Source organism: Akkermansiaceae bacterium (assembly GCA_024233115.1).
Classification (GTDB): Bacteria; Verrucomicrobiota; Verrucomicrobiia; order Verrucomicrobiales; family Akkermansiaceae; genus Oceaniferula.
Genome location: JACKQB010000004.1, coordinates 546,193 through 562,356, shown reverse-complemented (window position 1 = coordinate 562,356; position 16,164 = coordinate 546,193). Strand labels below are relative to the sequence as shown.

9 protein-coding genes are annotated in these 16,164 nt (G+C 54.9%); 6 read left to right on the top strand and 3 right to left on the bottom strand.

All coding sequences use genetic code 11. From position 1 onward, the window contains the following. Positions 1–129 precede the first annotated feature (129 nt). Positions 130–570, bottom strand: a complete 441-nt coding sequence (locus H7A51_13355; GenBank protein ID MCP5537201.1) for a hypothetical protein — start codon at positions 568–570, stop codon at positions 130–132. 820 nt (positions 571–1,390) lie between these two features. On the opposite strand from H7A51_13355, the gene H7A51_13350 reads away from it, so the two are divergent. Continuing rightward, positions 1,391–3,391, top strand: coding sequence for an integron integrase (locus tag H7A51_13350; GenBank protein MCP5537200.1), 2,001 nt, complete (start codon positions 1,391–1,393; stop codon positions 3,389–3,391). A gap of 402 nt (positions 3,392–3,793) precedes the next feature. Here H7A51_13350 and H7A51_13345 read toward each other — a convergent pair whose 3' ends face one another. Next, positions 3,794–5,125 (bottom strand): alpha/beta hydrolase, encoded by a 1,332-nt coding sequence (locus tag H7A51_13345; GenBank protein ID MCP5537199.1) that lies wholly within the window; start codon positions 5,123–5,125, stop codon positions 3,794–3,796. A 497-nt stretch (positions 5,126–5,622) separates the two neighbouring features. Beyond that, on the bottom strand, positions 5,623–7,650 hold the full coding sequence (gene mnmG / locus H7A51_13340) for a tRNA uridine-5-carboxymethylaminomethyl(34) synthesis enzyme MnmG (protein MCP5537198.1): 2,028 nt from the start codon (positions 7,648–7,650) through the stop codon (positions 5,623–5,625). 141 nt (positions 7,651–7,791) lie between these two features. Between mnmG and H7A51_13335 the strand changes: the two genes are divergently transcribed. The 5 genes from H7A51_13335 (at position 7,792) to carB (ending at position 16,133) form a co-directional block, all read left to right on the top strand. Then, positions 7,792–8,244 (top strand): universal stress protein, encoded by a 453-nt coding sequence (locus H7A51_13335; protein ID MCP5537197.1) that lies wholly within the window; start codon positions 7,792–7,794, stop codon positions 8,242–8,244. Positions 8,245–8,426: 182 nt separating this feature from the next. Beyond that, complete coding sequence (gene hflX / locus H7A51_13330; GenBank protein MCP5537196.1) at positions 8,427–9,722, top strand: GTPase HflX; 1,296 nt, start codon at positions 8,427–8,429, stop codon at positions 9,720–9,722. Between the two features lie 74 nt (positions 9,723–9,796). Beyond that, complete coding sequence (locus H7A51_13325) at positions 9,797–10,966, top strand: L,D-transpeptidase (GenBank protein MCP5537195.1); 1,170 nt, start codon at positions 9,797–9,799, stop codon at positions 10,964–10,966. A gap of 155 nt (positions 10,967–11,121) precedes the next feature. Beyond that, entirely contained in the window at positions 11,122–12,705 is a 1,584-nt protein-coding gene (locus H7A51_13320) for an alpha-L-fucosidase (GenBank protein MCP5537194.1), read from the top strand. Between the two features lie 230 nt (positions 12,706–12,935). Continuing rightward, positions 12,936–16,133 (top strand): carbamoyl-phosphate synthase large subunit, encoded by a 3,198-nt coding sequence (gene carB, locus H7A51_13315; protein ID MCP5537193.1) that lies wholly within the window; start codon positions 12,936–12,938, stop codon positions 16,131–16,133. Positions 16,134–16,164: the final 31 nt, after the last annotated feature.

The following is a 16,164-nucleotide window of genomic DNA, read 5'->3' as shown; positions in this document are numbered from 1 at the left end:
TGATCTAATAAATCCACATATCAGGGCTAGACTGGATATTAATGTTGTTGTTTCTTTGTTCATGTTTATTTAGTGTATTGTGGTTGTATTATTGCAGAACACCTAATCCGTATTCTTGATGGCAAATAGCTATTCCTCACGATAATAGTTGTCTTCAGAAGATCCCTCACGCTCTGGATGAAACCAACCGTCATTCGATGACCTAGCAAAATTCTCACGATATGAACCTATCTCATCCCAGTAGTCGTTGATTCGATCTCTCATATCCATCTCATCTAACTCCTCGTCATCAGAGTCATCTTCTTCCTCATCTTCGGTTGGTGCATCATCATAATGGTCGAAGTATTCGTAGTCATGATTATGAGTTGGAGGGTCAGGAGAGATTGGTCCAGTGCGTCTAAATCGAGTTGGTGACTGGCATGCGCTTTGAGTTAAAGACTCAGGCGATAGACTAGACACCACCCACAGATCACCGTTGCGAACGATCTTCGTGGTGATTCGATTGATCATAGCCATATGCTTCGCAGCCGCCGAAGCATCCTTGAAGGTATTGTATGATTGCTGCTCCATATTATTATTGCCGAACAGTTAAATGGACGAACGGGGGTTGTTTATGGGATAGACGGTCGTTCGTCTATCCTGTGGAAAAGTAGGGGGTTTGGCTAGAATAGCAACTCTTATGGGCTGGTTTTCTTTGTTTTTGGTGTCCTAGGCTGGGGGAATTGGACTGCGGTACTGTGTGGAATTTCTCGGGAGATACTTATCCTGGTTACTTGTGAGCCCACACAACTGGTAGAACCTACTGGTAAGATCCGCTTGGCCTCTGAGCCGATGCCGGTGTTGTCAATCTCATTACGATATACCCGTATTACAATGGGTCGACGCCCAGGCCTGGCTGATAGATAAGCGGTCCGGGTTCTGCGGGTAACCGGATTTCGATTCATACGGGTTCTCACGGGTTGGTCTGCAGCTGTTTGTGGCAGGCTGTGGCTCTTTGTGACGGGTGACGGGTGACGGGTGACGGGTTTTTTGGGGGTAATTAGTTGTTGACTTGGGATGTTTTTGAACTATTCTAGTGAACATGTGTTCGTATGAGTATTTTCCTTCGACTGAAGCATTGGATCTTGGCTCGCCTCTGGTGAATGAGGTCGAGCAGTGGATTTTTCATCACAGGGTTCGTGAAGAGCGTGGGTTGGTGGCGGCTTTTTCCCAGGTATTTGGCATGGACTGGGTCCGGGTAAATGTCGATTTACCAAGGTGTTATGATCATTCTGGCAAGTCTCAAGATACGCTGGATGCGGATGATTTTAATGATACCCCTCATTGGGGAGATCGAGCTTGGTCTGTTGGGGAGGGTGCTGTGTCGGATGGGTTTTTATGTGAGGGGAGAGTGCCCTACGGATACACGGGGTCTGACGAGAGCAAGGGGGGAAGGGTGGCGGATGGGAGCAAGGGGGGACACCGGGGTATTGGTGATGGTGATGGTGTGGCAGGGAAGGGTGGTGTGGCAGGGAAGGGTGGTGTGGCAGGGAAGGGTGGTGTGGCAGGGAAGGGTGGTGTGGCAGGGAAGGGTGGTGTGGCAGGGAAGGGTGGTGGGGGTGAGGCGGCTGAGGGGGGTAATGATGTGGCGGAGCGTGCTGGCGGGAAATTGGGGGGGTCTGCTGCCGGCCGTGGGGGGGCGGGTGTCGAAGGTTTATCCGCTTCGCTGCGGGGCAGTGAGTTCTGGCAGGATTATCTGGTGTTGCTGGCCAAACGGAGGGTGCCACAGAGTTCTTATGTCTTTTTTGGCAGGCACCTGGAACGATGGGCCGATTTTTACCGGAACGAGGCGAGGTATGATATTGAATCACAGGGCGCGGTCGGCAAGATAGGGGAGCGGGAGCGGGAGCGCGAACGGACAGGTGCGCGTGTGCAGGAGGGGGCACGGGTGCGCGGTCGGGACAAAAGGTGGTGTGAAATGGCGGGTGACGAGCGGTTGATGGAGTGGGTGGACTTTATGGGTCGGGTGATGGAGCCGTGGCAGATGAAGCAGGCGGTGCAGGCGGTTTGTTGGGCACACCGTGATATTTTAAAAAGCAGCTGGGCGGTGGGGATGAATTGGAACCTTGTGTATGCCAGGATTGACCAATTTGAGCCTCTCCACAGTGAGTTAAGCAGGGAGCTGACGCGCGAGGAAAGGTTGAAGATCCTGGCGAAGGCCGGGTTTAAGGTTAGGAAACCGAGTGCTGGAATGCGGGGGGCAGGTGACGGGGGCCGGGGGGCAGGGCAGGGGAAACAGGAGACAGGTATCGGGTGCCAGGTATCGGGCGGAGATGGTGATTCATCACAACGAACAACTGGTGAATCGAGGGATACAGGTGTACGCGCTGGCGACCTTGAAGGGGGTGGCGGGCTACGAGGGGGTGGTGGAAGTGAGGCGGCGGGGGATGACGTTGTGGGGTGGCTGGAAGAGTTGATTATGAAATTGCGGGTGCGGAGGTATGCATTGCGGACGGAGGAGACTTATGTGAAGTGGGCGGTGGATTTTTTCCGGTGGTATCATGCGGAGGGGTTTGGTGATAAACCGGATGTTGATGCGGCGACGAGGTTTTTGACGTATCTGGCGGTGGACCGTCGGGTGGGTGCGAATACACAGAAGCAGGCGGTGAATGCGTTGTCGTTTTTGTATAAAGCGGTTTTCCTGGAACAGGATTTCAACCTCGGGGAATTTTGCAAGGGGTCGGGTAGGAGGGCCTTACCGGTGGTGATGACGGAGGCTGAGGTTGTGAGGGTGTTAGGGGAGATGCGGGGTGTACCTTTATTGATGGCGAAGTTGATGTATGGTGCCGGGTTGAGATTGATGGAGTGTATGCGTCTACGGGTGAAGGATATTGATTTTGAGAATGGTTATATTTCTGTTGTCAGGGGAAAGGGTGGCAAGTCGAGGAGGACTCCCCTGCCCCGTTCCATCGTGGACAAGCTCAAGAAACAGATCGAGTATGTTAGGACTGTTGTTGAAAAAGATGAGTTGGCTGGGACTGCGGGTGTATGGATGCCGGATGCGATGGGGGTCAAGGAGCCTAAGGCGGCCAAGTCGTTGACTTGGATGTGGTTGTTTCCAAGTGGCAAGCTATCCCAGGACCCGAGACTTGGGGTGATCAGGCGGCAGCATTTAAGCGAGAAGGTGGTGCAGAACGCGCTCAAGAAAGCTGTTAGTAAAACCGGGATACACAAACGGATCAGCTGTCATACATTGAGGCATTCGTTTGCGACGCACTTGTTACAACGTGGGCAGGACATCCGGACGGTGCAGGAGTTGTTAGGGCACTCGGATGTGAGTACTACGATGATTTATACGCATGTGTTAGATCGACCTGGGGATGCCGTGAAGAGCCCGTTGGATTGTCTTTAAGATTCAAGTTTTAAACTCCAAATACCAAGCTTGGGTTGGGGGCTTGGGTGGATCCTAGAATCCGCGGTTGGGTGCGTGTGGAACAGAATGTGGCGGCGGTTTAGAACCGCCAAGGCCTATGGAAGCATTGACCAGGCGGTTGCAAACCGCCGTCACGAACTGCGGATTCCAGGTTGGGGGCGGGCGGGACGCCCACGCTCCCCTGGGGGGGTTGTTCCTGGGTCGCTACCGCCCGTGGTCGATTCACTCAACATGAATGAAAACCACACTCTTTTCTTTCAACTAGTGTGGATCTAAACAGAAAACCGGTGGTCTAACCATTCAATTTTGGGGAAATTATTGGAATGGGGGGGCTTTGGATTGGTCGGATCTGAAGGGACGGCCGGATCTTGGTGGGGGGGGTTACTGAAGGGTGAGGGTGAGGGTGAGGGTGGCGGTGCAGGCGCTGGTGGGGTCCGGGCGTTGTTGAATGGATTGGTGGATGGAGGAGACAGTGCGGTTGACCATGCCCTGGAAGAGGGTTTTTCCTTGTGAGTCTTTGACGGTGAGTGGTTTATCGAGGTCGACGAGTTGGTCGGAAAGGCGCAGAGTGATGGTTGGAAGTGGAGCGTAGTCCCCTTTCCCCTTGAAGGGTGAGATAGCGGCTTTGGGTGTATTTTGAGCTTGGTAGATTGTGATGGTTTGGCCGTCGACTTTGGCGGTGATGAGCTGGTTTGGTTTCGGGCTTGGGTTGGCTAGCCAGAAGAAGCGGGTGTGGGTGACGTTGTCCTGGTGCCAGTGGAGAAACTTTGGCCACGGGTTGCGGGTGTGTTTTGCCATCCATGGAACGGCTTGTTTGCACTCGAGGTTCATCCAGTGGCCGTATTGGGGATAGACGATACATTTGTGGGGGTAGCCACCGGGATCGTCTTTAGCGAGTTGATCGAGTTTGCTGCCCCATTCCGCGGCGAGTTGATTGCGGTTGTAGGCGGCGTCTTTTCCTCCGCACTGGATGAAATAGGGTAGGTTTCTCAGGTTGTAGGTCTGGGCATCGCCGGGGTGGCCGGCCATCATGGCGGCACCGGCCCAACGGTCGGCCATACGGGGAGCGAGCTGGTAGGTGCCGTCGCCACCGGCGGAGTAACCCATGATGTAGACTTTGTTAGGGTTGATACCCTCGATGGCGATGAAGTTTTCGATGAGGCGGTCGAACAGAGGATCGATATGGTCTTGGTGCCAGAGGTCCCAGGTGTCGGTGGGGGCGCGGGGCGCGAGGTAGATTCCTTCGGCCGGCTGGTAGAGATTGATCTGGTTTTTCCACTGGCCGTCGTTGACCTGGGGTGGGGCGCCGCCGCCGCCGTGCATCGAGATATAGAGCGAATGGCCGTCGCTGGGTTTGTCACCGAACGTTTTGTATTCGTATTTGAGGGTTTTTTCCGAGCCGTTGTAATTGATGGTGATGGATTTGTTTTCGAACTCACTTTGGCGGTCGGCGCGCAGCGTTAGGGTCCGGTTGGCTAGAATGAGGTTGAGAGCTTCCTCGGCCTGGATTTTGGTGAGTGAGTTGCTGGCGAAGGCTTGTTGATCGAGAGCCGGTTGCTGGTTCGGTGCAAGTGAGAGATGTGAGCGTAGTTCTTCGATGGTGGTATCGACTTGCGGGTCTGTGTGTTTTTCTGTGTTTGACTGGTCGGCAGGTGGATTGTCTTTGCAGGATGAGAGGAGGGCTGACAGTAGGAGCAGGTGGAGAATTTTCATGGTCGTAGAGAAGCATGGATTGGACAGCACGGCACGGAAATTTATGGGTTAGGATTGCTGCCGAAAAATGGTTTGGGATGCTTTATTTGTTAGGTGGTTTTTAAGGGCTGTAGATTTTGATGGAGCGGGCAAGGGGTCAGGGGGGCTTATTTCGTGTGATTCTCAGGGTGTTAAATGGGGGCCTGAATAGGGGTTATGTTGTTTATGCAGAGGGGGTTATGCTGGTTTTGAAAAAGTGGGGTATTTTCGGGCATTTTAACCAGATATTGGGGTGTTTTTCTCTAACTGCTACCAGATGTAGTTTGAAACTGCGGATCGAGAGAATTTGATGTATGTTATGTGTGGGTGATGAAACGAGTATGGATCGCTGGGGGAGTGCTATGGGTTTATGAGGTCAAGTAAGCGCTGTATGGGTTTCGAGGACCGACTTTGATGTTGGGGGCTTGGGTTGATAGCGGGCGGGACGCCCACGCTCCCCTCGTTCGCTCCCCCCTTCCTTATTTGCGGAGGGCGATGGCCAGGATGGCGATGTCGGCGGGGGTGATTCCTGAGATGCGGGAGGCCTGGCCGATGGTGGTGGGGCGGATGGTGTTGAAGTGGTGACGGGCTTCGGCTTTGAGGCCGGGGACCTTGTCGTAGTCGAACGAATCCGGGATGCGCTTGTCCTCCATACGTTGGAGGCGGTCGATTTGAACCTGTTGGCGGTCGAGGTGGCCTGCGTATTTGAAGTCGGTTTCGAGTAGTGGCCAGAGGTGGGCGGGAGCCTGGCCGAGGATCTCCGTGGGTAGAGAGGTGTAGGAGTTTTCCGAACGTCGGAACCAGTGGTCGAGTTTGATGCCATCGTGGGAAATGGTGGGGATGATGGATTTGGCGACGGCGAGGTCGTTGATTTTCTGGCTGGTGCGGGTGGCGCGGAGTCCGGAGACGAGGCCGTTTTCGATGGCAAGTGGAGTGAGGCGAAGGTCGGCGTTGTCCTGGCGGAGGAGCAGACGGTATTCCGCGCGGGAGGTGAACATGCGGTAGGGTTCGGTGGTGCCCTTGGTGACGAGGTCATCGATCATGACACCGATATAGGCTTGGTCGCGGCGGAGGATGAACCCGGGTTTTCCGAGGACCTTGAGAGCGGCATTGGAGCCGGCCATCAGGCCTTGGGCGGCGGCTTCCTCGTAGCCGGAAGTACCGTTGATCTGGCCTGCGAAGTAGAGGCCGGAGACGCGTTTGGTTTCCAGGGTGGGGGAGAGTTGGGTGGGTGGGCAGTAGTCGTATTCGACGGCGTAGCCGGGTCGGATGATCTGGGCGTTTTCCAGGCCGGGGATGGAATGGATGAAGTCGAGCTGGACATCGTAGGGGAGGGAGGTGGAGACCCCGTTGATATAGTACTCGTGGGTGTGGCGGCCTTCGGGTTCGAGGAACACCTGGTGGCGTTCCTTTTCTGCGAACCGGACCACCTTGTCTTCGATGGATGGGCAGTAGCGTGGGCCCGGGCCTTCGATTTTCCCCGAGTACATGGGTGATTGGTCGAGATTGTCGCGGATGATCTCGTGGGTTCTTGGGGAGGTGTAGGTGATGTGGCAGGGGATTTGTTCCACGTGGAACGTGGGGGACTGCGTCCCGGTTATTCGTGATTGGTTATTTGTTATGAGTGAAGTTTGCGGAGCTTCGCTCCGTGAGTTTTGATCATGACCGGGACGGTCATGCCGCTGGGTGGGCAGGCCGTTGAGGGTGTGGATGTCGTTGGGACCTTTGGTCAGGGTGTCGGCGAGGTAGGAAAAGAAGGGTGGTGGGGTATCGCCGTATTGTGGTTCCGTTTTCGAGAAATCAATCGAGCGGCCATTGATACGGCAGGGGGTGCCGGTTTTGAATCGGGCCAGATCAAAGCCGAGGTGTTTAAGTGAGTCGGATACGGTGGATGTGGCGTCGCCCATACGGCCGCCGATTTCATTTTTCATACCCACGTGCATAAGGCCGCGCATGAAGGTTCCGGCTGAGAGGACGACGGAGCGGGCATTGATTCGCATGTGCAGGGAGGTGGTGATGCCGGTGATTTGATCGTTTTCTACGAGCAGCTCGGCGACATTGGCCTGGTGGAGGTCGATACCCGGGGTGGATTCGAGCGTGTGTTTGATGCGGAACTGGTAGTTTTTTTTATCACACTGGGCGCGCGGGGCGCGGACTGAGGGACCTTTACCGGCGTTGAGCATGCGGAACTGGATACCGGTGGCGTCGGTGTTCAGAGCCATGGCGCCGCCGAGGGCATCTATTTCGCGGACCATGTGGCCTTTGGCCAGACCACCGATGGCGGGATTGCACGACATGGCGCCGATGGTATCGAGGTTCTGGGTGAGGACGGCGACTCTACAACCGAGTCTGGCGGCGGCGAGGGCGGCTTCGACACCGGCGTGGCCGGCACCGATGACGAGGACATCGTATGTTTGAGGGTAGGTGAACACGGAGTGGTATTTAACTCTTAAACACCAAGTTTCAAACTCCAAATACCAATGTGTAGGTGCTGGTGGGGCGATCATCATGAAATCGTGAAGTCAAGAAGTGAGGATGGTGCCACATGTTCCACGTGGAACTTTGGGTAGGATGTGCGGAGGGTTTTAGAGGATTTGAGTATGCATGGGAGTTGTCTGAGCGGTGAAACAGTGATAGATTGTATCGCTATGAAAAAGATTGTGGCTGCGATTGATTTTTCCGATGCCAGCAAACCCATCCTTGAGGCGGCGGCACGGCTGGCTGTTGCGTTGAATGAAAAGCTTCACCTCGTTCATGTGGTTGAGGCCGAGCCGACGTATGCGGCGTATGGTTTTTCACCTGATGATTTTCCTGCCATGCACGAGATTCAGGAGGAATCTGTTTCGCGGGGTGAGATCAAGTTGAAGAAAATGGCAACCGAGCTTGGAGTGGAGGGTGTGGAGACGATGGTTTTACAGGGTCAGCCATTGCACTCGATACTGGAGTATGCCAAGGAGATCGGTGCGGACATGCTTGTGCTGGGTTCACATGGACATGGTTTTCTGGGAAGTTTGCTACTTGGTAGCGTGGCCGAGGGGTGTGTGAGGAAGGCTGAGATTCCCGCATTGATTGTGCCGGTGAGGAGGAAGGGGGAAGGTTAAGTTTTAAAGCCCACCTATGGCGCGGTGCTACGATGGCCGTGAAACTCCAAGGGGGTGAAACTCCAAGTTTAAAAATACAAATACCAAAGAAGGGGGCGGCTGACGCCGATGGTGAAAAAGCGGCCCGGGGGGATGCGCTAGGGCTTGCACATTGGTATGGGATAGGGCATGGATGTGGGTATATGTTTGAGGTTAGGGACAAACCGGAAATGGTTGAGCGCGCGTTGTTGATCCGTATTTGTTCGGACCGACGCGAGGAAGAGGAGGCGGTATCGCTTTTGGAGGAATTGGGTGAGCTGGTCGCCACACTGGGGATAGGTGTTGTGGAATCGTGTCTTGTTTTTACCAGATCCCTGCACAAGCGATTTCTATGTGGAACGGGCAAGGCGGAGGAAATGGTGGCGCTGGCCAGGGCACATGAGTGTGACTGTATAGTCTTTGATAACATGTTTTTGCCGTCCCAGCAGAGAAACTGGGAGGAGCTGGCGAATATCTGTGTGATTGATCGTGAGGAAGTGATACTGGATATATTTTCAAAGCGGGCGCAAACGAGGGAGGCCAGGTTACAGGTGGACCTGGCGAGGATGCAGTATTCGTTGCCGAGGCTTGCCCGGATGTGGGGGCACCTGGACCGTGAAGGTGGCGGAGCGGGCGGCGGCAAAGGTGGGGGCGGGGCGTCACGGGGTATGGGTGAGCAACAAATCGAGGTGGACCGGCGATTGGCCAGGACCCGGATTGACCAATGCAAACGCGAACTCGCAGAAGTCAGAAAACAGCGGAACACCAGACGCAAGGAGCGGGAAAAACAGGGGACGCCATGTGCCGCGATTGCCGGATATACCAACGCCGGGAAATCGACCTTGCTGAACCAGCTGTCGGACTCCGAGGTCATGGCAAAGGATATGCTGTTTGCCACGCTGGACACGACGACGAGGGCGATCGAGCTACCCGACGGGCAACCGCTACTGCTGACGGACACGGTTGGTTTTGTTAGAAACCTGCCGCACAGACTGGTGGAGGCGTTTAAGGCGACACTTGAGGAGTCGGTGCTGGCGGATTTTATCATCCACGTGCTTGATGCCTCTTCGCCTGAGGTGGAGAAATTTTATGCAACCACGGTGGAAGTCCTCCATGAGCTTGGGGCCGGAGATAAGCCGGTGATCACAGTGCTTAACAAAATAGATGTCCTGAATGACCCGGTGAAGCTAGCCGGGCTAGAGGTGTCGTTTCCAAACACCATTTCCGTGAGTGCATTATCGGGCCAGGGAATGGACGAGCTGCTGAAAAAGTGTAGTGCCATGCTTGCTGACCGGGTGCGCACGGAGACATACAGGATTCCACAAAGCCGTGGTGATGTCTCCGGTCTGCTCTACCGTGATGCCAAGGTGCTGGATACTGAATACGATGGGAATGATATCCTGGTGAGGGCTGTCGTTCCGGCCAGTATTGCTGGAAAACTGGAGTCTTATAAAATGTGATTTTCATACTATCTTAATATTCGCATTTACTAAATCATGTGGCATTGTATCTGGCGACGGTGTCTATTAGTAAAATGATGAAAGCATGGAATTATCTGTTAGTGTTGTTAGGTTGTGTGTCTGCCATGGCGGAGCAACCCATCACACCCGCTGCGCCCGTTGATCAGGCCAGCGATCCTAAGAGGGAAGCCGAAGGGAAGCACACCGACCCCGAGCCAGGCACTGGTGCCAAAATGGAGGATAGGGGTGAAAGTGCCCCTGTGGTTGGCAGCGAGGAGAAAGCCGTCGAACTTCCCAAAGGGGGTGAGGAGGCGGTGAGGTTACAGATTTTTCTCGATCAGAAGAATTTCGGGCCGGGCTTCATCGACGGAAAACCGGGTCAATTTACAAAATTGGCCATCGAGAATTACAACACGGGACTGGGAAGGGAAAAGGATGACGTCCGAGTCGTTGAAGAGTCGGTCAAAGCGGTAACCCAGACCTATGCGACGGCTATCATTCCGAGTAGTGTCGACCAATATGTCGATGCCACCCTGCCAACAAAAAAGGCGTTGCAGGCGACAAGAAAATCGATGCCGTACCGGAGTGTGGCTGAGTTTATGGCTGAAAGATACCACACGTCGGTGGATCTGTTAGTAGAGTTAAACGGGGCAAGCGTGGTGAGGAATGCAAAGGCACGCAGTGTGCTGAAAGTGCCCAACATCAATCCATTTAAAATAGAAGACCTCAAAGTTGGCCGGTCCCACAAGGCAGACGAGCACCTGAGTGCGCGGCACATCGTGGTGGATACCCATACCCGGCAAGTCTATGTCTACCAGCTTGTCCTGCCCAAAGAACCGGAGCAAACAGGTGGCGAGGTGACGCGTGTTGCACCTGTCAAACTGACTGTAGCCAAGCCAGTATTGGTGGCCAGTTTCCCGATCACACCGGGACAGGTCCGTTTTATCCCGAAGGGATTCTGGAATTTGAAAAACAGCGTTGAGCTTCCGGAGTGGCGTTATGACAAGAAGCTCCTCGAAACCGGGGTGCGCGGGAAGGAATACCTGAGTATCCCCCCCGGCCCTAACAACCCGGTCGGGGTCATCTGGAACGGCCTCACAAAGTCCGGTATTGGAATCCACGGCACGGACAACCCGAGAACCATCGGTAGGGCACAGAGTGCGGGTTGTATTCGGTTGGCGAACTGGGACGCCGCAAGAATACCGACCCTGGTCAGGCCCGGAGCGGTGGTGGTGGTGAAATAACCCTGCGAACACGAAGTCATTACGGCATGCTTAGCCCGAAGCCCATGGCGTCGTGCATGGTTGGTCGACTGCTTTATCAGACAAAGGGGAGAATGTATGTTAGTGATGAAAAATAAGCTCGTTACCCATGGCGTCTGTGTGTTTGACTGGCCGCAATGAGATTTCTCCTGATTAAATACACCAAACGCGTGGTCAGCGCGCCACTGCTATTAACCGCCTCACTCTCAGCCGGTGCCGTATATGCAGAGCCGGAACCCATCGCCCAGCCACACACCGTAGAACCGCTCACCGAGGTGCAGATTGCCCAGCGCAACCGTGGCTACGGCATGTTCATCCACTTTGGTATCAACACCTTCAACCAGGTCGAGTGGAGCGACGGCAAACTGCCTATTTCCAGTTACAACCCGACCAAGCTGGACCCCGGGCAGTGGGTGAAAATCGCCAAGCAGGCCGGCTTCCGCTACATCGTGCTGGTGACCAAACACATCGACGGCTTCTGCCTTTGGGACAGCAAGGACAACGACTACGACGTCGCCTCCTCGCCGGTGAAAACGGACGTCGTCGCCGAAGTCGCCAAAGCCTGTAAAAAACACGGCCTGGAGCTCGGCATCTACTACTCGCTGTGGGACCGCCACGCCCCCAGCTACCGCGACCCCGACCCCACCGTCTATCAGAAATACATGCGCGCCCATCTCGAGCAGTTGATGAGCAACTACGGCCCGATCTGCGAACTCTGGCTCGACGGCGGCTGGGACAAGGGCAACAACGACTGGGACATCCCCGCGCTGAGCAAACTGGTGAAATCCCTCCAGCCTAACTGCGCCATCTCGGTGAACTTCACCCTGCACCCACCTGGCAAACCGACCGCCAGACACCACACCGATGACTTTCAGAAAGAGGACCCGATCCGTTTCTGGCCGGTCGATTTCCGCCTCAAGGACCCGGAGATCGCCCGCTGGGACGATCCGCAGTTGTTCCGCTGGCACAAGGACCCAGCCGGCCAACTCAGGAGACTACCCTTCGAGCACACCATCTGCCTGTCGGAAAACTGGAACTGGTTCCAAAAAGAGGGCATCCGTCCGGTGCGCGGGCTCGATGAACTGGAGCAGATGTTCTACTGGTGCACCCGTGGCGACGGCACCCTGGTGCTCAACATCCCACCCGGCCAGGACGGGTTGATTCTCGACCACGAGGCACGCCGCGCCATCGAACTGGCGGAGCGACTCGGTATCGTCAACGGCGGCCCGCTCCCCACCGAACCCCGGAACCAACTGTGGACATCCCGGGCACGTGCCATCGATGACGGTGCGCCGAAAAATGAAAACCCAGCGTCAAATGCTGTCGACAGCAGTGTGCAAACCTACTGGGAGGCCAACAGCCGCACCCCCACGCTGGAGCTCACCTGCAAGGAAGCCATCGAATTTGACCAAATCATCCTGCATGAAAAATCCATCCCGCAACCGCTGCACCCCGGAGACAAGAGGGACATCTTCTCCAAGAAACACCTCTTCCACGTACGTGAATTCAAGATCGAAGCGTGCTCCGAGGGCAAGTGGACGACTATTCACCGCGGCAAGAACATCGGCCACGCGCTGAAAATCGACCTGCCCGGCAAAATGAAAGCGGACGCCCTGCGCCTGGTCATCGAACAGGCCGACGCACCGCCACGTATCTCCCACATCGCTGCCGCATTGAAATCAAGTGCCGGACTCAGACCCGTTTACAAGGTCGCTGAATAAGCTGCCGTAGCTCAAGTGGGTCATACGATCGAAGTGTTCGCACAGCGATTTTATCAACCACCCGGTTGCAATGGTGGCGAATATTCAAAAAAGTGGTCAGAATTATTTAACGATCATGTAAGGATTCGGACAAATGCACGCGTCCCGCCCAAAAAGATGCCATTAGTTGTGGGCAGTGCTTTACAAGTTGGGCAAAGTCGGCCTAAATCCTTCAAATTTAGCACTACCCGATGCCCAAAGACGAAAGTATCAAAAAAATTCTGGTGATCGGCTCCGGCCCGATCGTGATTGGACAAGGATGTGAGTTCGACTACTCAGGTGTCCAGGCGTGTAAAGCCTTACGTGAAGAGGGTTACGAGGTCATACTGGTCAATTCCAATCCGGCAACGATCATGACCGACCCGGAATTTGCTCCGCGCACCTACATCGAGCCGATTACACCCGCAGTGGTGGAAAAAATCATAGCGCGGGAAAAGCCGGATGCACTGCTGCCGACACTCGGTGGTCAAACCGCACTCAACACGTCGATGGACCTCTATAAATCAGGTGTCCTTGAGAAATATAACGTCAGGATGATCGGAGCCAACGCCGACGCCATTGACAAGGGTGAAGACAGACTTCGTTTTAAGGAAGCCATGCTGAAGATCGGCCTCGATTTGCCGCAAAGCGGTGTCGCCCACAACATGGAGGACGCCCGCATCATCAGCAAAGAGATTGGTGCTTTCCCACAAATTATCCGGCCCGCGTTTACGCTCGGTGGATCCGGCGGCGGTATCGCCTATAACAAAGAAGAGTTTGAAACCATCGTGGCACGCGGTATCGACCTATCACCCGTGGATGAAGTCTTGATCGAGGAAAGCCTGTTAGGATGGAAGGAATATGAAATGGAGGTCATGCGCGACTGTGCTGACAACTGTGTCGTGATCTGCTCCATCGAAAACCTCGACCCAATGGGAGTGCATACCGGAGACTCGATTACCGTCGCACCGGCACAGACACTAACAGACCGCGAGTATCAAATCATGCGTGACGCCTCCTTTGCGTGTATACGTGAAATTGGCGTGGAAACCGGCGGTTCTAACATCCAGTTCTCGGTAAACCCGGAAGACGGACGTTGTATCGTCATTGAGATGAACCCCCGGGTGTCCCGCTCCTCGGCCCTCGCGTCGAAGGCGACCGGATTCCCGATTGCTAAAATCGCGGCCAAACTTGCAGTCGGATACACCCTTGACGAGCTGCCTAACGACATCACCAGGGAAACGCCTGCATCCTTCGAGCCGACCATTGATTACGTCGTAACCAAGTTACCAAGGTTTACCTTTGAAAAGTTCCCGACAGCTGACCCAGTGCTAACAACACAGATGAAGGCGGTGGGTGAAGCGATGGCGATAGGCCGCACCTTCAAGGAATCGATGCAAAAGGCACTGCGGTCGCTAGAGACCGGAAGGTTTGGTTTTGGTTTCGATGGAAAAGGCAAGCCAGACCCCTCACACGAAGAGATCGAGCGCAAGCTCCATGTCCCGAATGCCGAGCGTATATTCTGGCTGAAAACCGCCTTCGAAAAAGGCTGGAGTGTCGAGGAAATATTTGACGCCACCGCCATCGACCGCTGGTTCCTGGAGCACCTGAAACAGATTGTGGACGAGGGTAACAACCTGGCCACCATGGATCTTCGTAAGGCGAAGCGCCTTGGTTTCTCAGACTATCAGATTGCGTATGCACGCGGCACATCCCAGGACGATGTGCGTGCGGAGCGCAAAGCCGCAGGGGTTATTCCAACGTATCGGCTGGTCGATACCTGTGCCGCCGAATTCGAGGCGCACACCCCGTATTATTACTCAACCTATGGTGATGAAAACGAAGCCCGTGAGACAGACCAGAAAAAAATAGTCATCCTAGGCGGTGGTCCTAACAGGATCGGCCAAGGCATTGAATTCGACTACTGCTGTGTGCACGCTGCGTTTGCCCTCAAAGAACTCGGCTATGAAACAATCATGGTGAACTCCAACCCGGAGACGGTTTCCACCGACTACGACACCAGTGACAAACTCTACTTTGAACCACTTACCTTGGAGGATGTGTTGAACATCTGCGACCAGGAAAAACCCGATGGCGTCATCGTCCAGTTTGGTGGCCAGACACCTCTCAATCTGGCGGCCGACCTCAAGCGTCATGGCGTACCGATCATCGGCACCTCACCGGAATCGATTGAGCTGGCCGAGGATAGAAAACATTTTTCCGCGCTCCTCGACCGTATTGGTTTGCAACAAGCCGAAGCCGGCACAGCTGTTAGTGCTGAAGAGGCGCTTGTGGTAGCCGAAAGAATCGGTTACCCCGTACTTGTTAGGCCGTCATTCGTCCTAGGTGGCCGGGCCATGATGATTGTCTATAATAACGAGGACCTGACACACTACATGAACGAGGCGGTGGATGTATCCCCGGATCGGCCGGTGCTGGTCGACCGCTTTCTGGAAAATGCTACCGAGGTTGACGTTGATTGTATCTCGGATGGTGAAACCTCTGTGGTGGGTGCCATCATGCAGCACATTGAGCAAGCGGGTATCCACTCCGGTGACTCGGCCTGTGTGATTCCGGCGTTCTCATTATCAGACGACATCCAGGCCCGGATACTCAGGGCGGCCAAGGATCTGGCGCGCGAATTGAATGTGCGCGGCCTGATGAATATTCAGTTTGCTGTTAAAGATGAGGAGTTGTATGTGATCGAAGTCAACCCGCGTGCCTCAAGGACCGTGCCCTTTGTGTCAAAATCGATCGGTGTCCCACTGGCCAAGCTCGCCGCCAAGATCATGGTCGGCAAGACCCTGAAGGAACTCGGGTTTACAGAGGAAATCCTGCCCGGTCACCACTGCGTGAAGGAAGCGGTGTTCCCCTGGCCACGTTTCCCCGGTATCGATATCGTGTTGGGACCCGAAATGAAGTCCACCGGTGAGGTGATGGGTATCGACCAGGATCTGGGTATGGCCTACGCCAAAGCCCAGATCAGCGCATTCAACCCGCTTCCCACGGGTGGTAATGTGTTTTTCTCGGTCAACGACCGTGATAAGGACCGCGCCGTGCCGATCGCGCAAAACCTGGCCGAACTCGGATTCACCATCTATGCAACCGGCGGCACCTACAAACGCTTCAAGGCGGAGGGCGTCGAGGTCAAACGCCTCTACAAACTTGCCGAGCAAAAACGCCCGAACGTCCTCGACATGATGAAAAACGGGGAGATCAACTTTATCATCAACACACCGAGTGGCCACGAGGCCCGGGCTGATGAGATTACCATCCGGTCGGGGGCCGTCGCCAATAAAATCTCCCACTGCACCAATCTATCAGCTGCCGAGGCATCAATCCTGGCGATCCGCTCACTCCAGGAAAAAGAGCTGACGGTAACGACCCTGCAGGAGTATCACGGGATCTGAGACCCGTGCAATTCGGCAATATCAGGGAGCT